Here is a 20,880-nt window from a genome sequence, read left to right as displayed (position 1 = left end):
TAACCCGCCATTTATTCGGCTGTTTTTGCTCGAGAATAGGGTTGGGAATCTGTCGTTGACGCGGTCTCGCCAGATTTTAAGGTGGGTGGCTGGGCGATGGGCAGCCGAACCGAAAAGCATGAGCCAATGCCCGGCTCACTGGTGACATCAATGTTACCGCCAATTTTTCTCGCGTACTCGCGGGACTGGTAAGCCCCGATTCCCATACCCGTTAAGCCCTTGGTGCTTTCAAAGGGTTTGAACAGTTGGAACTTGATGAAATCCTCGGTCATACCGCACCCGGTATCCTGGATGAACAGCACCGCCTGGCCGTGGGAGGTCTTCAGGGTCAGAGTGATTTCGCCGTCAGGCGGCGTGGCATCCTGGGCGTTTTGAATCAGGTGGCTCAATACGTTGTGCAACTGCTCGCCGTCCGCTCGGATCAGCACTCGGTCGGAGCTGCCGATGAAGCGTGGGACCGGGCGTCCGGTGTTGTGCTGTGTAATCAGCTGGGTAACCGTTTGGTGGAGATCGACAAAGTCTGAATTGCTGGTGTCATCCGCCGGTTTTCGAATGTGCTTGACCAGATTCGACATCTTCTTGGTGGCGTGTTCAACGGTGTGGATCATGTCGTCAATGAACGCCGGATTATTCCGGTGTTTTGCGGCGTTGTTGGCCAGCAGCGTCATTTGAGCGATCAGGGTCTTGAGGTCATGCGCCATGAAGGCGGAGGCTTTGTTGACGGCTTCAAACTGCATGGCGCGGGACAGCCGATTCTGGGCATCCGCCTGCGCCAGCAGGTTGCAGGTTTGACGGGCTACCACTTTGATAAGGTCAAAGTTTTCCCAATTGAGTTCAACCTTGGCGTAGGGGTTGCCCACCAGAACCAGACCATACAGCGAGTTGTCCAGATACATGGGGATGATCAGCCAGCCCTCGCTGAACTTGGTGATGGCGTCCGGAATTTCCAGCAGCTTGTAACGTACCGGATCGTGATGGTATTCCTGCAGGTTGATGATCCACTCCCGGCTTTGCAGGAACCGGATCAACTCGGCCTGGCCGTCGATCGTGGTGTACTTCGGCGGGGTAAGGTTGGTTGCCGCCTGCAGGGCGAAATTGCCGTCTTCATCCTTGAGCCAAAGTACACCGGCGTTACTGTCAACCAGACCCGCCAGTATGCGGATGACTCGTTCCGGCAGCGGCGGGGAATCATCAAGATTGGCCAGTTCTCGGGTCATTTTTAGCCACTGTTCACGATAGTCGTACTTATAATCGAAAAAGTTCTGGCTGATAAAAATCATCAGCCGGGCACGAATCCGCCGAGACGTGATCAGGGTGGCGAAAAACACCATGGAAAGGGTAATGAACAGAACCTGCAGAGCTTCTCCCCAGTCACCTCCCATGACCTTAACGTAGTAGCCACCCACCGCCAGGAAAATGAGATACAGGCCTGCGAAGGTCAGAGTGCCGACGTGGTATACCGCACTGCGGGAAAGCTGGAATTCCACGGGTTGCTTGCGGGTGTTCACCACGTTAACGGCAAACAGCGGCACGAGTAGAGCGTTGACCAGACCGCGGGCCGTCCAGAAAGGATCGGAAATCTGTCCGAACAGCAGGGCATCGGCATACATGAAAAAGTCGAACGCCATCAGTGTGGCGGTGCCAATGCAGATGTACTTGAGGCTGGATCGTCCCAGTTTACCGGCGTTGCGCCAGATCTGTTCGACCAGAGAAAGGCCTAGCAGGGCGAGGGCGATCTGGCCTACGACCTTGGTTTTGCCATCCAGAACGGCAATGCCGAAAACGTATTCGAGAATGCCTGAGGTCAGTAGCAGCAAGAGCAGTGAAATGGCTGCGGCGCTCAGCGCGGAGCGAATCTTGCCCATGAAATGCCCGGTCCGGGCCGCATCCCGGAGTAATGTCAGCAATAACGCAATCCAAACGGCGTCGCGAAGCAACTCAAGAAGGTAGCGAACAAAGAAACTCGGCTGCTGCCAGAGCACCTGACCCAACAGTGAGAAGGCCCAGAGCGCGGACACCAGCGCGGCCAGGAACAGCGTGCGATCTACGTCACGGCGAAGGTATTTGCTGGCGATCAGAACCGCCAGCATCAGAAAAGCGAGGACTGACGAACCATGGCTGATTACGCTTAGATTAGTCACCATCCCGTACCAGCGGTTGAGAGATGAATCATGCAATCGGGAGCGCAGCGGCGTCAGTGGCAATCCATGCCGGCAAATGACCCGCCCTGGTCGGTCCCGATTGGTTCACTCGAGCTATTGGGTTATTCGAGCTAATGATTTACCCGAACTAATGGTTTACCCGAACTATTTTTCTCCCGAGCTAAAGGTTTGCGTGAGCCAAACCGTCAAACGGGTTTTTTGTTTTCTCGATAATAGCGGAAAATTTCCTTTAGCGGGCGTTTAGGGGTGAATCCAAACTCCTTGGCAAACAGCCGTCCGTCGATGACCACTGGATATTTGAAAAAGTTCATCAAGTACGATGGAAAGCTCTTCAGATTGAGGGTTCGAAGAATGAACGCACTCAGTGCCGGTGGGATGGACGGTATTGGAACCCGCGAGCAGCCACACAGTTTTAATGCATGCTGGTAGGCCACCCAATCGTCCGCTGCGACGTTGAACAGGCCTTTTTTGTTCTTGCTGTAAGCCAGCACAATGGCGTCTGCCATGTCGTCGATGTGAATGAATTGCATCATTGGCGAAAAACCGGCCAATACCGGCGCACGGGCGCTGGACAGCAGGGTGCTGATGGAATTGCGAACGCCGGGTCCGACGATGTTGCATGGACGCAGGATGGTGATATTGAGGTCTGGATAGCGCCAAAGATAAATATTGGCGAGATTCTCCAGTTCCACCGAGTCAACCAGGTCCATGGTAAGGCCTGCGCTCTTGAGCGGGGCATCTTCGTCAATCAGCGCGGGGTTGTAGGCAACGGCGCCGTAGACGTGATAGGTGGACAATACGACCACCCGGGAAACCCCATACTTGTGGCTCAGATCGAGGAGTTTCTGGGTGCCCAGCACGTTGGCATTATAGCGGCGCATACGGGTGAGCTGGCTCGACTGGATGCGTCCAAGGTGGATCACCCCATCAAACTGGTACCGTCGAAACAGGTCTTCAAACACCCGTTTGTTGAAATCGATGCAGTAACTGGGAATGTCATCGCCGAGGTAGACCTGTTCACGGAAATCGACCGCCACCAGGTCGCAATCGTTGCGCAGGCGGTTGATAACCTGTTGGGCCAGTGCGCCCGCTGCGCCGGTAACAAGAATGTGAGGTCTGCGTTTTTCCGTCATCAGAACAGCCTTTTCCTTTCAGTCAGTCCTTTATCAATCAATTCGCTGATCGCTGCCTTAACCTGTTCGACTCGCTCGGTGACGTCTTCTTCGGGAATCTCCGCATCGTCGAACACCATGGGGTCGCCAAAGTTGAGATACACCTTGGCGGGCAGGATGGCCGGCAGCGCGACCGGCGCATAGGGCACGCCCAGTAATTTGGCCAGAGGCTTGATGTTGGCGATGGCGGGAATGGTCTCCTCGCAGCCAACTACGCCGACAGGAATGATCGTTGCCCGGTATTTCATCGCCAGATGCATGAACCCGTTACCAAACCGCATCAGGCGGTAACGATCGCGATAGAGCTTGCCGGAACCGCGAACCCCCTCGGGGAAAACTATGACGGCCTCGTCGTTGGCCAGCATTTTGGCGCAATTGATGGGGTCGCCCAGCACCGCACCAAACTCGTTCAGTAAGTTGCCCAGGTAAGGGACGGTGGGGAAGAAGCGCTCAATCATGGCGCGAGGAATGCGTGGGTTCTCCTGACGAGACGCCAGTGCGTATCCGATCAGCAGGCCATCGATGGGCAACTGCCCGCTGTGATTGGCGATGAGCAGTACCGGTCCTTCGGCTGGAATTTTCTCCACGCCGGAAGCCTGTACTCGGAAATACTTTTCGTACAAATGCTTGCTCAGCGAGAAGCCGAGTTTAACCGACTCGTTATTGAATCCCCAGGGATCATAGCCCAGTGAGCCAATCGGCTTGCGAATCTTGTTGAGCTGTTCATCGAGGGTCGGGGAGACGAGTTTGGATTTAATCAGCGAAACTAGGCTCATGAATGTTCCTTGGTTACATGAGAACGTGTGATCATCACGCCGAGGGTATGGCTTTGCCCACTATTAAGCAGCCGGAAATCGTGGAGCACATTGGCGGTTTCGACGCAGACCATGGATTTCCAGTCCTGTGCCGAAAAGTCAGACAATTGACGGGCTTTGTCAGGGCCGGGGTTCCAAATGACCGCGGAGCAGCTACCGCTGCTGGTGAGGTGCAGGCATTGACTGCCCGAATGCACGGTAATGGCCTCGCCGCCTGTCTGATAGATGCGGTCGACTTCACCGGGAAAGGTCACGTCACCTTGCTGGCGGAACTGGGCCCAATCTTTCAGCGTATCTGTATAGCTGGCGCCATCCAGGCCAGTGATGACGGTGTCCGATATCGCTGCCGGCAGATAGGAGTGAAGCGCCTGGGAAAAGGCCAGCGCAGACTGACCCAGATTGGTAGTTGTCAGGGCGATCTGACAGGCGTCGCGAGTGAAGCGGAAAGTGAGCAGCGCCGAGGCGTGGCCGCGCCAGCGATCCTTGAAATCGTCATTCGCCAGTAGGCTGAGGCTGATCTCGACCGAATCCGTGGCTTCCACCACTTCCTCCAGTTGCCAGACCTCATTACGGGCAAAGCCATGGGCGGATCTGGTACGGATAGTTTCCCTGACATCGGGCGGGTTGCGGTCCGGCACGCCAAACCAGGGCCAGCAAATCGGAATGCCTCCGCGAATGGCGCGCCCGGTTTCGAACCGTGCGCTGTCGCTGAGCCAAAGCCAATTGGCGTGGCCGGTCGGTGCGAAATGGGTCAGGTGGGCTCCTTGCAAGAAGAGCCGGGCGCTGAAGAGTGGGTGGCGGACATCCAGTGCTTCTAACTGTTCGACGGAGGTCCATCGGGTGAATGACCACTGGCCTGGGATCGTTCTCAAAAGTTACCTCGTTACCGCTGAGACAGGAGTGTGCTGTGATGCCAAAGTCAATGCCCTGGTCAGGCTCCCAGGTCCGAAAAACCGGAGGCAATAGGGGCTGTCTGCGAATGTTCCCCAAGTATAGCGACAGCTTAGGGGAATCATAGTCCTCCGAACAGGTTTGGCTGCCCGAGAGGTTTGGCTCAACATGGCAGGTGAACCGACAATTGCGAAAATGGGGATTGAAGACCACATCGGTGCCTGTTAACATGCGCGCCGCATCTGAACGAGCTGGTTCGGAGCGTTATGGTGGCCCTGCTGGTGCCTCCGCAACAATAAACCGTGAACCCGGTCAGGCCCGGAAGGGAGCAGCCGCAGCGGTGGACTTGGGTGCCGGAGTGTTGCTGGTGGGGCCACCCCCATCCTTTCCTGTCTCCGTTTTCCCCGTGCTTTTTCAGGCAGTTGTATCCTGTGCCATTGGCTTCTTATCGAGTCGGGTCCATGCTATGGTTTAGCCCGTTCACAGTCGCAGTTGATGAAAAATGAGCTACCAGGTTTTAGCCAGAAAATGGCGTCCCCAGACTTTTCAGGACATGGTCGGCCAGGAGCATGTGCTTCAGGCGCTGGTCCATGCCCTGGACAATCAGCGCCTGCACCACGCTTACCTGTTTACCGGTACCCGCGGCGTCGGTAAGACCACCATTGGCCGCTTGTTGGCTCGTTGCCTCAATTGCGAAACTGGCATCACGCCCAGGCCCTGCGGTGAATGCACCAGCTGCCGTGAAATTCAGGAAGGTCGCTTCGTTGATCTGATCGAAATTGATGCGGCGTCGAGGACCGGTGTCGATGACATGCGGGAACTGACGGATAACGTGCAATACGCTCCCAGCCGGGGGCGGTATAAGGTGTACCTCATCGATGAGGTACACATGCTCACCAATCAGTCGTTTAACGCCTTCCTCAAGACGCTGGAAGAGCCGCCTGAGCATGTGAAATTTCTGCTGGCCACCACCGACCCGCAGAAGCTGCCTGTGACCATCCTGTCACGCTGTTTGCAATTCAATCTCAAACGCATGACTCCGGAACACATCGCCGGCCACCTTAAGCACGTGCTCACGGCGGAAAGTATCCCCTTCGAAGAGCCCGCGCTCTGGTTGCTGGCCAGGGCAGCCGATGGCAGTATGCGGGACGCGTTGAGCCTGACCGATCAAGCCATCGCCTTCGGTAATCAGAAGCTGGCTGCCAGCGATGTCAGCAGCATGCTGGGTACGATCGACCAGCGGGATATCGAACGGATGGTGGATGCGCTGGTTGCCAATGACGGACCGGCGCTAATGGCAGAGATCCGAAGAGTCTCCGATTTTGCGCCAGACTATGGCGTCATCCTGGCCGATATGCTCTCCCTGTTTCACCGTGTCACGCTCGAACAGGTGGTGCCTGGTAGCGCCGACAACGCCTTGGGTGATGCCCACCAGGTTCAGACCCTGGCACGCCAGTTGAGCGCCGAAGATGCCCAGCTTTTTTACCAAACGGCCTTGCTTGGACGAAAAGACCTGCTGGTCACGCCCGACGCCCGCATGGGCTTCGAAATGACCTTGCTGCGCATGCTGGCGTTCCGACCCGGCGCCGATCGCCGGGAACCGCCGGCAATGTCTGCCAGCCAGCACGGCAAACCGGCCGGTCAGGATGAACCCGAGCCTGCAGCTCTCGCTCCGGTCTCGGCCGAAACCGCCGAGCCGCCCCCTCCATCGATTCAGGAGAGTCAGCGCCCGCCCTGGGAATCCAGCGACGATCCAGTGGCTGCGAGTGGCGAGCCAGCCCAAGAGGGCCTGCCTCAGCCGCAGCAAGCCGGCGCCAGCCCGACGAGAGTGCCCGAGCCAGTGCCCGTGCCCGAGCCGGAGAACGGAGCCGCGGTTGACCAAGAAGCCTTTAACGAACAGAATCAGCCGCGCCCTGTGGGAGTAGCCGACGGAAATGCGTCTGCCTCAAGCCAGGCTGGCGCTGAGGCGCCGGTGGAGTATGGCGCGACGACCGGGCCTGAATATGGGGTGCCGGGTGACGAATCGGTTTCGCAGATCAGCGAGCAAGAGCCAGCCGAGTTTGTTTGGGCCCGAGATTTTCGCAGCCTCGATATCGTGGGGATGCCTGGCAACCTGGCCAGCCATGCGGCGATGGAACGGAAGGGCGATGACATTGTTCTTACCCTGGACCTGGGCCATCAGCGACTGTTGACCGAACGGCACCGGGAACGCATTGCGGAGGCGCTGAAACGCCGATTTGGCGATCAGGTGGTATTGCAGGTGGAGGTCGGGGAGCCGGGTGCGGATACCCCGGCGGCGTGGGAAGAGCGTGCCCGCATCGCCCGTCAAAAAGCGGCTGAAGCGTCGATACAGAATGATCCGCTGGTGCGTTCGATCGTTGAACGATTCGACGGGCGAGTGGTCGAAGATTCAATAAAACCGTTGCCTTAGCCTATCGCAAGGTGGCAGCGGTCATTGGCGAAAAATAGAGGTAGGCCAGATGATGAATGGTATGGGCGATCTAATGAAAAAAGCCCAGAAAATGCAGGAAGAAATGCAAAAAGCCCAGGAAGAAATTGCCAAGGCTGAAGTAATTGGAGAGTCCGGGGCTGGCCTGGTCAAGGTGACCATGAACGGGCGACACGACGTCAGTCAGGTCGCTATCGATTCGTCGTTGATGAGCGAGGACAAAGAAATTCTGGAGGACCTGCTGGCCGCAGCGGTGAACGATGCGGTGCGTCGCGTGGAAGCCAACCAGAAGGACAAGATGTCCGGCATGATGTCTGGCCTGGGCATGCCCCCGGGTTTCAAGATGCCATTCTGATGCTTGTGTCGCGCACCTACGAGGATTGACCATGGCGTTTAGTCCGCTGGTGGACGAATTGGTGGAATCACTTCGCTGCCTGCCCGGTGTGGGTCAGAAAACCGCCCAACGTATGGCGTTCCATTTGCTGGAGAAGGGACGCAGTGGGGGCGAACGACTGGCCCACGCCCTTGGTAATGCCATGGAAGGGGTGCGGCGCTGCGACCGCTGTCAGAACTTCTCGGACACTTCGGTCTGTGGCATTTGCACCAATCCCAAACGGAACAATGGCACCATTTGTGTCGTTGAAAGCCCCTCGGATCTGCTTGCCATTGAGCAGGCCGGCGACTATCAGGGCGGCTATTTCGTGCTGATGGGGCATCTCTCGCCGATCGACGGTATCGGGCCTGCCGATATTGGTATCGAGAAGCTGCTGCAGCGGGTTGATGCAGACGCCACGGCGGAATTGATCCTAGCGACCAACCCAACCGTTGAGGGCGAAGCGACGGCCCACTACATAGCGGATCGGCTCGATGGCCGGAACATCCTTGTCACTCGCCTGGCGCACGGCATTCCGGTTGGCGGCGAGCTGGGTTATGTAGATGGATTCACGCTGACTCATGCATTCCGCGGTCGTAAACCGCTTCAGGACTGAGTTTCTTTAACCCATTCAACCGATCATGTGACATGACGTCCGAAACATCACGCAAGGCCCACTGGATTACCGAACCTGCCCAGCTGGATCACTGGCTCAGTGAACACCCGGGCGAGACACTGGCGGTCGATACCGAATTCGAACGGGTCTCGACATTTTACCCGATACCAGGACTGGTCCAGTTGGGCATCGGCGCAGAGCTGTACCTGGTAGACCCGGACGTCGCCGCCGCATCGACGCAATTTACCCAGGCAATGGCGGATCCGGACAGGCCCAAACTGCTTTACGCCATGAGTGAGGATCTGGAGCTGTTTCGCCATTGGCTGAATGTCCGGCCGGTCGGCGTCCTCGATCTGCAGATTGGCGTTGCCTTGGCCGGTGGTGGGTTTTCCGTGGGCTATGCCCGCATCGTGGAAACTCTGTTTGGCCAGTCTCTGGATAAGTCCGCGACTCGATCTGATTGGCTCCAGCGGCCGCTGAAACCCGCTCAAGAAGAGTACGCATTGGAAGATATCCGATATCTTGCGCCACTTTACGATTGGGTTCGCGAGAAGCTGCAGGACAAGGGCCTGATGACGGCGCTGGCGGAGGAGTCCACGCGATTTGCCGAGGAACTGTTCCAGCAAGATGATCCGGCGAGCCATTACCTAAGGCTTCGTGGCGGTTGGGCTCTGGATGCCCGGCAGCAGCAAGTGCTGCAGCGACTGACCGAATGGCGGGAACAGCAGTGTCGCGATCGCAACCGGCCACGCAACCGGGTCTTACCCGATGCGGTGCTGATTGGGCTGGCGGAGTGCCTGCCCGCGAGCAAGGGCGAAATGCAGGCAGTGAAAGACTTACCCTCAGTGGTGGTGCGTAAGTACGGTGATCAACTGCTGACATTGATCAATGAAACTGGGACGACACAGGGCGAATTTACACGAATTCGACCGCCTTTGACCCGGGAACAACAAAAGCAGTACAAACAACTCAAGCAGGTTTTCCATACAATAGCGGAAGCCCACGCGGTGCCGATTGAGCTGCTGGCGCCGCGAAAGCGTCTGGAAGTTGCGGTCCAGAACGGACTGGCGCAGGCCGGGAACTTGCACGAAGGCTGGCGGACAGCACTGATCGAGCCAGTCAGTGAAACAATTGAGGCCATACTACAGCCATGAAAGATAAACAGTTCGTCTCCGTTTTCCGGAGCGGCAAGAAAGACGATACCTATATCTACGTTCGCCGCGGACAGGCGTGGGACGAGTTGCCAGAGCCCCTGAGAACGGTGTTTGGCGAACCGGTCCATGCCGTGGACCTGATCCTCACCCCGGACAGGAAATTGGCCCGGACCTCCGGCAAGGCAGTGCTGGTGGCGCTAGAGGAGCAGGGGTTTTACCTGCAAATGCCCGAAGAACAGGAAAGTTACATCGTAGAGTTTAAGGAAAAGCTCCGGAAACCGAGGCAATGATCGCGGCGGTTCCATTCTGGCAGCGCAAGCGCCTGGAGGAAATGTCCCCGGCAGAGTGGGAATCGCTTTGTGACGGTTGCGGACAATGTTGCCTGGTAAAACTTGAGGACGAGGACACCGAAGAGGTGTACCACACCGATCTGGTCTGCCGGTACATGGACAGTGACAGCTGCCGCTGTACCGTATATTCAGAGCGGCTTCAGAAAGTGCCGGGGTGTTCCGTGTTGGGCGCCGGCACGGTCGCCGATTACGGTTGGTTGCCGCGTACCTGCGCGTACAGGACCTTGGCTGAAAAACGTCCCTTGCCGGATTGGCATCCTCTACGCTCGGGGGATCCTGATTCGGTGCATGAAGCAGGGGTCTCGGTCCGCCATCGTGTTATCTCCGAGGCGGACGTGCCGGAAGAAGACTGGGAAGAACACATCATTCACTGGGTACTGTAAATGAACGCTGACGCTCAAATCGCGTATGGTATTTTCTGGGCAGTCTATGTCGTGGGCTTCCTGATTTTTTTCCTCATGATGAGCCGGCTCTTCCGGCTGATCCCGCTGTATGGATTGCGAACACTGCTGCAGGCCGTTCTGGTGGCCGCATTGCTGACACCGGTGGAATCATCGGAAGTGGCTGGATGGTGGATACCGGCGTGGCTGCATGGAGGATATGAAGCTATCCTCGGTAATGCCGACGAATCCATCAGGGCCATCTTCAACATGGCACTGGCTGGCCTGTTGGTGGCCTTGATCTGGATGCTCGATCTGGTTCGCTATCGGCTGGTAACCCGCTAACACTCTTGCCATTGAATCCACGGAGCTGACATGAGCCGAGTTGGACGTTTCATTGCCTTACTCTTGCTTGCCAGCGTAATGGGGGGCGAGGCGACGGCTCAATCGTCGAGCGGAGACATTGATGTCCGTGTGGTGGTCGATATCTCGGGCTCAATGAAGAGCAACGACCCGGGTAATTTGCGTCAACCAGCGGTTCGTCTGCTCGCCCGCCTGATTCCGGAAGGTGCCACTGCTGGTGTCTGGACGTTCGGCCAGTATGTCAACATGCTGGTGCCCCACGGTCAGGTCGATGACTCCTGGCGACAGCGTGCCATTGAACGCTCTGGCCAGATCAATTCTGTCGCGCTGAGGACAAACCTTGGCGAAGCCCTGGAAGTCGCCGGTAAGAGCTACTATAGCGGCGGCAGCCTCGATTCCACTCACTTTATTCTGCTTACCGATGGTCAGGTTGATGTGTCTGCACAGCCGGCGGCCAATGCCGCCGAGCGTGAGCGCGTCCTCGGCAGTGTGCTGGCGGAGATTGAACAGTCCGGGGCGACGGTGCACACGGTTGCACTATCAGACAAGGCCGACCTGACGTTGCTGCAAACCTTCGCGGACCAAACGGGTGGGAGCTACAGCTTCGCCGAAAATGCCGAGGAACTGAATCGTGTTTTTCTGCAGGCACTGAACGCGGCCATCCCTCAGGAGCAACTGCCGATTAAGGGCAATCGATTCCTGGTTGACTCCGGCGTCAAGGAATTCACCGCCCTTATTTTTCCCGGCGAACCGACCACTGCTTCCGCCGAACCCCTGGCCCTGATTGATCCCGATGGCCAGCGAAGGACCGCGACCAGACCCGGGTTGGATGCTCGCTGGGTTCATGAATCGAGCTACGATCTGGTCACCCTATCCAATCCCCAGCCGGGTGAGTGGCAGTTGGAGGGTATCCTGGGGCAAGGCAGCCGAGTAACGGTGGTCAGTGACCTCCGGCTGATGGTGTCGCCGCTCCCGCCCAGGTTTCGTGAAGGTGAAGTCGCTGAACTCGAGGCCTGGTTTCTGGAGCGGGATGAGCGGATCTCCAATCCGGAATTCCTGGGTGTGATCGAGGTGTTGCTGACCCTGACAGCCGATGATGGCCGTTCAGGCACCAAAACTTTGTCCTCAGCGCAGCCCCCGGAGGATGGCGTCTATCGTGACCAGATCAGCCGGTTGCCGGAATTCGGTGATTACCAGTTGGAGCTGATTGCAGATGGCCAGACCTTTTCGCGCAAATTCAGCCAAATTCTGACCTATGTCGGCCCGGAGGGGGAGGCGCCGCAAGCATCGGCTCCGATAATGGCCGAAGCGGAGAGCGAGCCTGAGCAGCCGGTAGACACGGCTGCCGAAACGGCAGAACCGCAACTCACCGCAGTTCCCGATGCCGGTCCCATCGATCTTGGCGCGCTTGAGCATCCAGAGCCGACCGTATCCGAAAGCGCCCCTCAGACAACTGACTGGACAGCCTATCTGGTGGTGGCGGGCTCTGTGATGGCTTTGGCGGTTGTTGGCTTTGGGTTGTGGTTATGGGGCAGCCGACGTGCCAAGGCCTCCCAGCAAGCATCCGCCGAGGCGGGGCCGTCAGGCGAGGTGGAGCCGACAGAACAAGCCGCCGTGGCGGAAGTGGAGGTGGAACGGCAGGAAGCAATAGAGGACGAACCTGAAGATGACGCCGTCGAGGTTGTTGAAGGCGGTATCGATGACCCGGTTGCCGCCGACATGACGGAGGAAGCGGACGAAGAGTTTGGCCTGGAAGACTTTGATCTCTCTGAAATTGAGAGTCCAGATGAACCGGCCACTGAGGATGAGGTCCCTGAAAAGCCCGACGCGACTGCACCCGACGCGCCGGAAATCTCACAGGAAAAACAGGAAGTGAGCCGGTAGCAGGGCCGCTCGCATCAGGCAAAGATAGCATCCTTATCAAACCGGCAGCGAATCGATATACTCCCTCCCGCACAGATCTTAAACCGAACAGGAACAGACACCATGAAGTTCACCGGTACCGAAAACTACGTCGCCACCGACGATCTGCAAATGGCGGTTAACGCCGCAATCTCGCTGCAACGCCCGCTGCTGATTAAAGGGGAGCCCGGTACCGGTAAGACGTTGCTAGCGGAGGAAATGGCGTCTGCGCTGGGGATGCGGCTGATTCCGTGGCACATAAAATCCACGACCAAAGCCCAGCAAGGGTTGTACGAATACGATGCGGTGTCCCGGCTACGGGATTCCCAGCTGGGCGATGAGAAGGTCAAGGATATCCGCAACTACATCGTCAAGGGCAAGCTCTGGGAAGCGTTCGAATCGGACGAACAGGTTGTACTGCTGATCGACGAGATCGACAAAGCCGATATCGAGTTTCCCAACGACCTGCTGCTCGAGTTGGACCGGATGGAATTCTTTGTCTACGAGACCCAGCAATATGTAAAGGCGAAACGTCGGCCCATTGTGGTGATCACCAGTAACAACGAGAAGGAATTGCCGGACGCCTTCCTGCGTCGTTGTTTCTTCCATTACATCAGCTTCCCGGATCACGACACCATGAAAGACATCGTGGACGTGCACTTCCCCAACATCCAGCAGGAGGTGGTACGGGATGCGTTAGAAGTCTTTTTCGATGTGCGCAAGGTGCCTGGTCTGAAGAAAAAGCCCTCGACCTCGGAGCTGATCGACTGGCTCAAGCTGCTCATGGCAGATGAACTGTCCGCCAAGGTGCTGCAGGAAGGGGAGTCCAGCTCCGCATTGCCACCCTTGTATGGCGCCCTGGTGAAGAACGAACAGGACGTCCACCTGTTGCAGAAACTGGCATTCATGGCCAGACGTCGAGGCTGATTGCACAGCGGCGTAAACTGATGGTGGACGACCGGCAGTGTTCTCGGAATGCCGCCCACTACCGCAAGAGACCTGGGGTATACGATGCTGATTGAATTTTTCCTCGAAGTCCGGCGCGCCAAGGTTCCGGCCAGCCTGCGGGAGTTCCTGGACTTACTGGAAGCGCTGAAAAACCGATTGGCCTTCGCCAATATGGAAGAGTTCTATTACCTGGCCCGTTTGTGTCTGGTGAAGGATGAGCGCCACTTCGACAAATTTGACCGCGCCTTTGATGCCTACTTCAAGGGCATCGAGAACCTCGATGCGCTGTTGGAGTCGCTGATCCCGGAAGACTGGTTGCGGGCCGAGTTCGAGAAGCAGCTTTCCGATGAGGAAAAAGCAAACATCAATGCTCTCGGTGGACTCGAAGAGCTGATCGAGGCGTTCAAGCAGCGCATGGAAGAGCAAAAGGAGCGTCACCAGGGCGGGAATAAATGGATTGGTACCGGTGGCACCTCGCCATTTGGGGCCAATGGCTACAATCCGGAAGGGTTTCGCATTGGGCAGAAGGACGGCCGCCAGGGTAGGGCGGTGAAGGTCTGGGAAAAGCGCGCCTACAAGGATCTGGACGACAGCCTCACTCTCGGTATCCGCAATATCAAGGTTGCCCTGCGGCGTCTGCGCAAGTTTGCTCGACAGGGCGCGGCGGATCAGCTGGATCTGGACGACACCATTGCATCCACCGCTCGAAATGCCGGCTACCTCGATCTCAAAATGGTGCCGGAGCGCCATAATGCGGTGAAGGTGCTGATTTTTTTCGATGTCGGCGGCTCAATGGACCCGCACATCCGCGTTTGTGAAGAGCTGTTCTCCGCCGCGCGGCTTGAGTTCAAACACATGGAGTATTTCTATTTCCACAACTTCATCTACGAGAGCGTGTGGAAAAACAACATTCGGCGGATGAATGAGACGTTGGATATCTGGGACATTCTGCACAAGTATACCCCCGACTATAAGGTGATCTTCGTCGGTGACGCTACCATGGCGCCTTACGAGATCTCCCATCCTGGCGGCTCTATCGAGCACTGGAATGAAGAGGCCGGGGCCACCTGGTTCCAACGGGTGAGCGATCACTTCCGCAAGGTTGTGTGGTTGAACCCGCTCCCGGAAAGCTATTGGGGCACCGGAGGTTCGCTGGGAATAACCAAGCAGTTGGTCAATGACCACATGTACCCCCTCACCATCGAAGGCCTGGAGTCGGCGATGAAACAGCTCAGCAAGTAGTGAGCAGTGGGTTGTGGACAGCCAGGATTCGGTTCAACAGCGCCTCTCCACATCCAAAAAAATCGGCCGTTGGTCGGTGGAAAAGAAAAGTCGTCGGTTGATGCCACGCTAAGCTGGGGACGGCAAAAAAAAGCCGATGCGGTTGAGGGCATCGGCAAAGCTCGGCATATCAAGCGGTCATCACTGTAAAGCACTCCCGCCAACCGGACCTTAGCAAGCCTGAGGCCATGATAATAAACCTCTTATAAAGCAGTTGAGTGCAGCTACCCATCTGGCTGGGCCCAACGCTCCTCTCCTTACCCTTTCCGCCCGTTGTAAAAGATTCCGACAGTGCCACTTTCCAAATTGGTGATCTGGATACCGTTCTTGCTCCAATGCCGGTGTTACCCTCCCTTTACATTTGTTACAAAACATTACAAGGGCTGGAACCGTTATGGCGGCATTGGGGTCACCGCTCAGAACTTCCACACTCCTGGGGGGGCTGGCATTCTGGTTGTTGCATCCTCTTTCGGGGTTGGCGACGGAATCGTTGGATCATCGGCTCGACCGGCTCAAGGGCGAAGTCGCGGCACTCAGTCAGGAGCTGTTCGAACTGGAAGATGCCATCCTGCACCCCGCCGATACCCGGGTGTCGATTTTTTTATCTGTCAGTCGCGGCGATGCCATCGCGCTGGATTCCATCGAGCTGAAGATTGACGGCGAGCCCGTCGCTTCTCATTTGTACACCGATCGTGAATACGCCGCCCTGAACGAAGGTGGGTTGCAAAGGCTGTATGTTGGCAATGTGCCCCTGGGACAGCACCAGATCACCGCCACCATGACAGCACGAACGGAGAATAATCGGTATCTGCGGCGAGAAACCCAGTTGCGCTTTCACAAGCGAAGAGGGGACTCTCGGGTGCGATTGCTGCTGGAAGCGCCCGCGCCAGATTACGAGCCAGTGCTGTTGATACAGGAAGGCCGCTAGGATGCGCCAGCGGATCGCGGTAGACCTGTGGAAGCGGTTGGCCGCCATGCTGTCCTGCCTCATGCTCCTACACGGCAGCCTGTCGGCTAATGAAGTTTCCGATGGGGAGCGACTGCGATTAGCTCGGTTTACCTACGCCAGCTCCGATCCGGTGATTGCCTTGAGTTGGCTCAACGGCCGGCGGGAATACACGCCAAGCCTGGTTCAGGCCCAAGCGTTGCTGGATACCGGGCGGGTGGCTGAAGGGCGGGCGATCCTGCAGCAGTTGGTCCAACGGGGAGCGCCTGGGGAGGGCGAACGGGGTACGGTTTGGCTGCTTCTTGCCCGGTTGGCGATGGCCGACGGTGACGCGGCCACGGCGCAGGCAGCCCTGGCCCAAGTCCTCAAGTTTGACCATGGCGAGGCGCGCGAACAGGCCCAGTACCTGATGGCCGAGGCAGCACGGACAGAAGGCCGGTTGAATCAGGCCGGGCAGATACTCGCCTCGATGAAGCCGGGCTATTGGACTGCCCTCGGCTATCAGGGGATGGCCAGCAGTTACAGTGAGATCGACCGTACCCCCTCCAGGGCGTTAGTAGCGCTCCGGGTCGCATTGGCCATGGCGGAAGCCGATGAAGTGCCGCAACGCAGTCTTGAACTGCAGTCGAAATTGTTGCTGCGGGCAGGATATGTCGCGATGCAGGCGGAAGAGTTCGCCAAGGCCGTGGGCTTCCTGGAGCGGGTTCGACTGGACAGTTTTGAGACTCCCCTGGCGCTCTACTATCACGGTCTGGCCAACGCCAGGCGGCAGAACCAGCGAGCGGCCATGCAGTCCTGGCACCGGGCCCGCAAGTATCCTCTGGTACTACCCGGGGTTTCCGATGCCTGGCTCGGCATGGGGATCGGCTACAGTGACTCCGGTTACCTGAACCAGGCCGGCGAAGCGTTCCTGGCCGCCAACGCGGCGTTTGAAAGTGAGCAGGTCACTCTGGCCCAACTTCGCGCAGCGGTTGCCAGCGATGGGGCTTACCAGGCGTTCGTCCTGGCTCCGGGGGTGGTGCAGGAGAGCTGGTTCCTGGCCAGCAGTCAGTCGTTCAGCCAACCGCGGCTGGCCTACTTGCTGCGGTTCGCTGAACAATCCGATTCGCAGCAGGCCATACAACGTCTGGCCGAGCTGGAGAAAATAACAGATTGGCTGGCGCTCCGTATCCGCGACATGGACATGTTGCAGTCGTCTTTGACCCACCAGCTTGACAGGCTTTCCCGGCCAGCGGCAGCGGAGTCGGAGCTTATGGCGCGCCAGCAGGCAGCGGTGGCCCTACAACTCAGACTCAGCGCGTTGGCACCGCAGGTTTCCGGCGCTCAGCGGGAAGAGCTTAAGTTCCTAGAGGCAACCCTGGCCGATATTGCCGCCACTAAGACGTCAATGGCCCGCAGGCTCGAGGCGGCCAAGCGTTCAGCAACGCGGCTGCTGGCGCTTACCGTAAGTGGCATCGAACGTCTGAAGCAGCTTCAGGACCAAACCCAGCCCCTTTATGACGAAGCCCTGGCCGCCCTGGACCGCTTGGCTGTGACATTCCTCGAATCAGAAACCCGGCGAATTGAGGTGGCATTGGAGCACACAGAACAACAGCTGGCCCATCTTTATGAACACCTTGCTTTGAGGAGTCTGGAGGGAGTGCGCCCATGAGAACGCGTCTTCCGTCGATTGCCCTCGGACTGGTATTCGTTAGCACTTTGCTAATGCGCTCGGCATGGGGCCAAGACTCTTTTCAGGTCAATCTGAATCAGGATGGCGAGACGATCGCCGAAATGCGCCCGGTGTTTCTACGGTTTTCGGCACAGGCGATGCCCGCAATTTCCCCGCGCGAGGTAGCCCGGCGCTATCAGCGGCTTTTTGATCACTCCGCCGAACCGGAAGTCCGCATTGACGCGTTAAACCGATTGGTCAACCTTCAGGCCCAGGCGGACGTTGAGCTTGGCTATTCGCCCGAGCAGGAGCAGAGGGTTTACCGGGAGGCCCTCGAAAGCTATGACGAGATACTGGAGCGAGGGGCCTTCCAGGGACGATTGGATGAGTTGCTTTACCAAATGGCCAAAGCCCACGCCTACGCCGGGCACGGGGACCAGTCCCGGGACCGGTTGAAGCAGCTCGTTGGGCTGTATCCAGGTTCGCCCCTGGTTGCCGAGGCCGGGTTCCGGGTGGCGGAATCGGCCTTTGCCGCCGGAAATTATCGGGAAGCGGAAGTCATGTACCAGGGCGTTCTTTCCGCAACCCCATCTGGGGCGGTGCAAGGGTTACGGGCCAAGGCCCGATACATGCTGGGTTGGAGTCAATACAAGCGTTCCAGCTACCGGCAAGCGGGAGCTACATTTCTTGAGGTGTTGGATCATTACCGTGACGTTACCGATAACTTCCAGCAGATACCGTCAGCCGCGATCGACCTGATTGACGATGCCTTCCGTGTCCTTGCCCTGATAGCCATGCAGCAGGGCGGAGAGGATTACCTGGCGATGCTGATTTCGGAGTTTGGTGAACGGAGCTATTCGGACTTGCTCTACGACCGTTTGGCGGATTTGTATGTGGCACGGCAACGACCGCTGCGCAGTGTCACGGTGATGAAAGCATTTCTTGAACGGATGCCGGAACACCCAAGCGTTCCGGCCGTGCGGGCACAATTGGTCGATGTGCTGGCCTCGAATGGTCATGACCAGGCGGCTCGTACCGCTCGAGCTGAGTACGTTGCAGCCTACGCGCCGCCAGTGTCTTTTGAGCGGCTAACGGCGGAAGACCGGGAACGCTGGCGGGATTACAGCCGACAGCTGGCCGATTACCATTACCACCACGCTTCGGCAGTTTCGGAGCAAGCCAGTCGCGGGCCGGAGTTTGCGAAAGCGGCCGGGTATTATTCCGGACTCTCAGCGCGCTTGCAGGATGATCCGGGGCCGGTGCTTCGATTGGCGGGCGATGCCTGGTTGCAGGCGAATCAGTATCAAGCTGCGCTGGATCACTACCACCAGGCAGCCTATCAAACCCCGAATTACCCGGAGGCGGCCGATGCTGCCTGGGCTGCACTGTCACTTCAGGCTCGGGCGCTGGATGGCGAGCTGATGTTGGACGGTGGTGTTGCCGACTATGCGCATGCCGCCGAGCGCTACATCGCCCGCTTTCCTCACGATCACCGTGGTAGCGGACTGTTGTCGGATCTGACCAACCGCATGTTGACGGCGAGGAACTATTCGGCCGTGGATCGCTACGGGCAGGAGGCTCTCGGCCATGCCGCGGTCACCCTTGAGGAGCGGTATAGCAGTTGGCTGGCGTTGGCGCAGGCATTTGCCGAAACCGGCCAACACCCGCCCTCGGAAAACGCCTGGCGCAAGGCGCTGGCATTGGCACTGGCCAAGCCTGCACTGCTGTCGGAGGAGCAAGGGCTGGAGCAGATTCGGCACCAGCTCGGCACCAGCATTTACCGTCAGGCCGAACAGGCCGATGCGTTGGGCCATACGGACATTGCCGTCGCCCATTACCTGCGTATAGAAGCCGTTGCGGCGGGCTCTGAACTTGCCATTCGTGCTCGCTTCGATGCGGCAAATTGCCTGCTCAAAGGCGAGCGCTGGCAGCCGGCGGTGAACGAACTGAAACGCTTCCGCAGCGATTTTGCCAATCATCCGTTGGGTGACCGTATCGGAACGAAGCTGGTGTATGCCTATCAGGCGTCAGGACAGCTCCGTCGCGCAGCTGAAGAGCTCCTGAACATCGCTGAGCAGGCCGACGATGGCTGGGCGTTTCGGCACCAGGCCGCCGAACTTTTTCACGAAGCGGGTGATACCGCTGACCGCAATCAACTGTATCAGTCCTATCTTGACCTCGGTGTTTCGGTAATGGATGGCGCCGAACATCTTCGCCAGCAGCGTATGCGTCAACGGCTCAGCGAGTCCTCGATGCAGCCCGGTCGGCTGCGTGAAGCGTTGGTGCGCAACGAGCTGGCCAGCGAATGGCATACTGACGATTCCTTGACTTGGGCCGCCAACGCCGCTTTGGCACTTGGTATTGCCGCCGGGGAGCGGTTTGCCGGCATTGAGTTAACGCACCCACTGCCAGATTCCTTGTCCCGCAAACAACACGCCTTGGATGAAGCCAGAAGCTACTTCCAGAAGGCCGGCCGACTGGGCGGTGAATCGCTGCGATCCGAGACCCGATACCGGCATGCGGAGCTGTATCGGCTCCTCGCCAGCCATCTGATGAATTCGAGCCGTCCCAATGGGTTGACCGAACTGGAGTCGAGCCAGTACGAAATGCTGCTGGAAGAGCAGGCTTACCCATTTGAAGAGATGGCCATCGAACTGTATGCCCAGAATCACCTTCTGTTGCAAGACGGTCACTACGATGACTGGATCGAACGGAGCATGGCGATGCTGGCCGAGTTGTTCCCGGGGCGTTATGCGCGGCAGGTTCGCTGGATGACCTGGCAGCCGGAGGGGGTGAACAATGGCTGAGAGAAAGGCGAACGCAGCCCGGACAAAAACACCGTGGTTGGTGGCCATGCTAGCCATCGCATCTTTGTTGCTCTCCGCTTGCGCCGTTGGGCCGGAGCGTTCTATCACCACAGAGGCAGGCAGTCGCCGTGCTCAGGTCGGGCCATTGACGCAAGCGCAACAGGCGCAGTTCCAGACTGCCCAGCAAGCCGCAACCGAGGGCCTCTGGGAGATCGCTGAAAGGGAGCTCCATCGGCTCATTCAGGCGCGACCTGATATCGGTGGGCTTAGATCACGGCTGGCCTGGGTCTGGCAGCAGCAAGGTCAGCCGGAGCGGGCCTTACCGCTGTACCAGGAAGCTCTGGCGTTGGCGCCGGACGATGTGCTGGCGGTCAATAACCTTGCACTGCTATTTCAGCAGCAGGGCGATTTTGAACGGGCGGCTGAGGTACTTCGAATGGGTATTGAGCGCACGCCGAACGTGGCCGAATTGCATTTCAATTTCGCAGTGCTGTGCGAACTCTATCTGTTAGACCTGCCAACCGCGCTGGAACACTATCGTCTCTTCCAACAGATGGCCGAGGTGGAGGATCCCCAGGTCTCCGGCTGGATTGCAGATCTTGAGCGGAGGGTGCATTGAC

18 protein-coding genes and 1 other RNA gene are annotated in these 20,880 nt (G+C 58.0%); 15 read left to right on the top strand and 4 right to left on the bottom strand.

All coding sequences use genetic code 11. The annotated features are described in order from the left end of the window. Positions 1-11: 11 nt before the first annotated feature. From prsK to N6L25_RS05105, 4 genes are all read right to left on the bottom strand, one after another. A complete protein-coding gene (gene prsK / locus N6L25_RS05120; protein ID WP_271978579.1) occupies positions 12-2,144 on the bottom strand; it encodes an XrtA/PEP-CTERM system histidine kinase PrsK in 2,133 nt (710 codons plus the stop codon). 203 nt (positions 2,145-2,347) lie between these two features. Beyond that, the gene (locus N6L25_RS05115) at positions 2,348-3,295 is read right to left on the bottom strand and encodes an SDR family oxidoreductase (RefSeq protein WP_271978576.1); all 948 of its coding nucleotides are present in this window, start codon (positions 3,293-3,295) and stop codon (positions 2,348-2,350) included. Continuing rightward, positions 3,295-4,110: a lysophospholipid acyltransferase family protein gene (locus N6L25_RS05110; protein WP_271978574.1), complete on the bottom strand. Its 816-nt coding sequence runs from the start codon at positions 4,108-4,110 to the stop codon at positions 3,295-3,297. Before N6L25_RS05110 ends, N6L25_RS05115 begins: the two co-directional genes overlap by 1 nt. Then, positions 4,107-5,021, bottom strand: a complete 915-nt coding sequence (locus N6L25_RS05105; protein ID WP_271978572.1) for a D-hexose-6-phosphate mutarotase — start codon at positions 5,019-5,021, stop codon at positions 4,107-4,109. The genes N6L25_RS05110 and N6L25_RS05105 overlap by 4 nt, the downstream gene beginning before the upstream one ends. A gap of 295 nt (positions 5,022-5,316) precedes the next feature. Here N6L25_RS05105 and ffs point away from each other — a divergent pair. The 15 genes from ffs to N6L25_RS05030 all read left to right on the top strand — a co-directional run bounded on the left by ffs (position 5,317) and on the right by N6L25_RS05030 (position 20,879). Beyond that, an RNA gene (ffs, locus tag N6L25_RS05100) (signal recognition particle sRNA small type) lies at positions 5,317-5,413 on the top strand. 129 nt (positions 5,414-5,542) lie between these two features. Further along, positions 5,543-7,471: a DNA polymerase III subunit gamma/tau gene (dnaX, locus tag N6L25_RS05095; RefSeq protein ID WP_271978570.1), complete on the top strand. Its 1,929-nt coding sequence runs from the start codon at positions 5,543-5,545 to the stop codon at positions 7,469-7,471. A gap of 49 nt (positions 7,472-7,520) precedes the next feature. Continuing rightward, positions 7,521-7,844 carry a YbaB/EbfC family nucleoid-associated protein gene (locus tag N6L25_RS05090; RefSeq protein ID WP_271978568.1) on the top strand — a complete coding sequence of 108 codons (324 nt, stop codon included), beginning with the start codon at positions 7,521-7,523 and terminating at the stop codon, positions 7,842-7,844. 31 nt (positions 7,845-7,875) lie between these two features. Next, entirely contained in the window at positions 7,876-8,478 is a 603-nt protein-coding gene (gene recR / locus N6L25_RS05085) for a recombination mediator RecR (protein WP_271978566.1), read from the top strand. Between the two features lie 32 nt (positions 8,479-8,510). Then, on the top strand, positions 8,511-9,632 hold the full coding sequence (locus N6L25_RS05080) for a ribonuclease D (RefSeq protein ID WP_271978563.1): 1,122 nt from the start codon (positions 8,511-8,513) through the stop codon (positions 9,630-9,632). Next, positions 9,629-9,922: a YcgL domain-containing protein gene (locus tag N6L25_RS05075; protein WP_271978561.1), complete on the top strand. Its 294-nt coding sequence runs from the start codon at positions 9,629-9,631 to the stop codon at positions 9,920-9,922. The genes N6L25_RS05080 and N6L25_RS05075 overlap by 4 nt, the downstream gene beginning before the upstream one ends. Then, entirely contained in the window at positions 9,919-10,365 is a 447-nt protein-coding gene (locus N6L25_RS05070) for a YcgN family cysteine cluster protein (protein ID WP_271978559.1), read from the top strand. The genes N6L25_RS05075 and N6L25_RS05070 overlap by 4 nt, the downstream gene beginning before the upstream one ends. Next, complete coding sequence (locus N6L25_RS05065) at positions 10,366-10,707, top strand: hypothetical protein (RefSeq protein WP_271978557.1); 342 nt, start codon at positions 10,366-10,368, stop codon at positions 10,705-10,707. Between the two features lie 30 nt (positions 10,708-10,737). Then, positions 10,738-12,609 carry a VWA domain-containing protein gene (locus tag N6L25_RS05060; protein ID WP_271978554.1) on the top strand — a complete coding sequence of 624 codons (1,872 nt, stop codon included), beginning with the start codon at positions 10,738-10,740 and terminating at the stop codon, positions 12,607-12,609. A gap of 102 nt (positions 12,610-12,711) precedes the next feature. Continuing rightward, positions 12,712-13,554: an AAA family ATPase gene (locus N6L25_RS05055; RefSeq protein WP_271978552.1), complete on the top strand. Its 843-nt coding sequence runs from the start codon at positions 12,712-12,714 to the stop codon at positions 13,552-13,554. An 84-nt stretch (positions 13,555-13,638) separates the two neighbouring features. Continuing rightward, complete coding sequence (locus N6L25_RS05050; RefSeq protein ID WP_271978550.1) at positions 13,639-14,817, top strand: vWA domain-containing protein; 1,179 nt, start codon at positions 13,639-13,641, stop codon at positions 14,815-14,817. Positions 14,818-15,250: 433 nt separating this feature from the next. Further along, on the top strand, positions 15,251-15,784 hold the full coding sequence (locus N6L25_RS05045) for an AraC family transcriptional regulator (RefSeq protein WP_271978549.1): 534 nt from the start codon (positions 15,251-15,253) through the stop codon (positions 15,782-15,784). A gap of 1 nt (position 15,785) precedes the next feature. Continuing rightward, complete coding sequence (locus N6L25_RS05040; protein WP_271978547.1) at positions 15,786-17,453, top strand: hypothetical protein; 1,668 nt, start codon at positions 15,786-15,788, stop codon at positions 17,451-17,453. Further along, the gene (locus tag N6L25_RS05035) at positions 17,450-20,260 is read left to right on the top strand and encodes a tetratricopeptide repeat protein (RefSeq protein WP_271978545.1); all 2,811 of its coding nucleotides are present in this window, start codon (positions 17,450-17,452) and stop codon (positions 20,258-20,260) included. The genes N6L25_RS05040 and N6L25_RS05035 overlap by 4 nt, the downstream gene beginning before the upstream one ends. Further along, positions 20,253-20,879, top strand: coding sequence for a tetratricopeptide repeat protein (locus tag N6L25_RS05030; RefSeq protein WP_271978543.1), 627 nt, complete (start codon positions 20,253-20,255; stop codon positions 20,877-20,879). The genes N6L25_RS05035 and N6L25_RS05030 overlap by 8 nt, the downstream gene beginning before the upstream one ends. The last annotated feature ends 1 nt before the right edge of the window (position 20,880 follow it).

This window comes from Marinobacter sp. SS21, from assembly GCF_028369065.1.
Taxonomy (GTDB): domain Bacteria; phylum Pseudomonadota; class Gammaproteobacteria; order Pseudomonadales; family Oleiphilaceae; genus Marinobacter.
This window is presented reverse-complemented; position numbering and strand designations above follow the sequence as displayed.

Coding starts and splice junctions, on each gene's coding strand:
- prsK (WP_271978579.1), bottom strand. CDS start 2,144: ATGGTGACTAATCTAAGCGTAATCAGCCATGGTTCGTCAGTCCTCGCT.
- N6L25_RS05115 (WP_271978576.1), bottom strand. CDS start 3,295: ATGACGGAAAAACGCAGACCTCACATTCTTGTTACCGGCGCAGCGGGC.
- N6L25_RS05110 (WP_271978574.1), bottom strand. CDS start 4,110: ATGAGCCTAGTTTCGCTGATTAAATCCAAACTCGTCTCCCCGACCCTC.
- dnaX (WP_271978570.1), top strand. CDS start 5,543: ATGAGCTACCAGGTTTTAGCCAGAAAATGGCGTCCCCAGACTTTTCAG.
- N6L25_RS05090 (WP_271978568.1), top strand. CDS start 7,521: ATGATGAATGGTATGGGCGATCTAATGAAAAAAGCCCAGAAAATGCAG.
- recR (WP_271978566.1), top strand. CDS start 7,876: ATGGCGTTTAGTCCGCTGGTGGACGAATTGGTGGAATCACTTCGCTGC.
- N6L25_RS05080 (WP_271978563.1), top strand. CDS start 8,511: ATGACGTCCGAAACATCACGCAAGGCCCACTGGATTACCGAACCTGCC.
- N6L25_RS05075 (WP_271978561.1), top strand. CDS start 9,629: ATGAAAGATAAACAGTTCGTCTCCGTTTTCCGGAGCGGCAAGAAAGAC.
- N6L25_RS05070 (WP_271978559.1), top strand. CDS start 9,919: ATGATCGCGGCGGTTCCATTCTGGCAGCGCAAGCGCCTGGAGGAAATG.
- N6L25_RS05065 (WP_271978557.1), top strand. CDS start 10,366: ATGAACGCTGACGCTCAAATCGCGTATGGTATTTTCTGGGCAGTCTAT.
- N6L25_RS05060 (WP_271978554.1), top strand. CDS start 10,738: ATGAGCCGAGTTGGACGTTTCATTGCCTTACTCTTGCTTGCCAGCGTA.
- N6L25_RS05055 (WP_271978552.1), top strand. CDS start 12,712: ATGAAGTTCACCGGTACCGAAAACTACGTCGCCACCGACGATCTGCAA.
- N6L25_RS05050 (WP_271978550.1), top strand. CDS start 13,639: ATGCTGATTGAATTTTTCCTCGAAGTCCGGCGCGCCAAGGTTCCGGCC.
- N6L25_RS05045 (WP_271978549.1), top strand. CDS start 15,251: ATGGCGGCATTGGGGTCACCGCTCAGAACTTCCACACTCCTGGGGGGG.
- N6L25_RS05040 (WP_271978547.1), top strand. CDS start 15,786: ATGCGCCAGCGGATCGCGGTAGACCTGTGGAAGCGGTTGGCCGCCATG.
- N6L25_RS05035 (WP_271978545.1), top strand. CDS start 17,450: ATGAGAACGCGTCTTCCGTCGATTGCCCTCGGACTGGTATTCGTTAGC.
- N6L25_RS05030 (WP_271978543.1), top strand. CDS start 20,253: ATGGCTGAGAGAAAGGCGAACGCAGCCCGGACAAAAACACCGTGGTTG.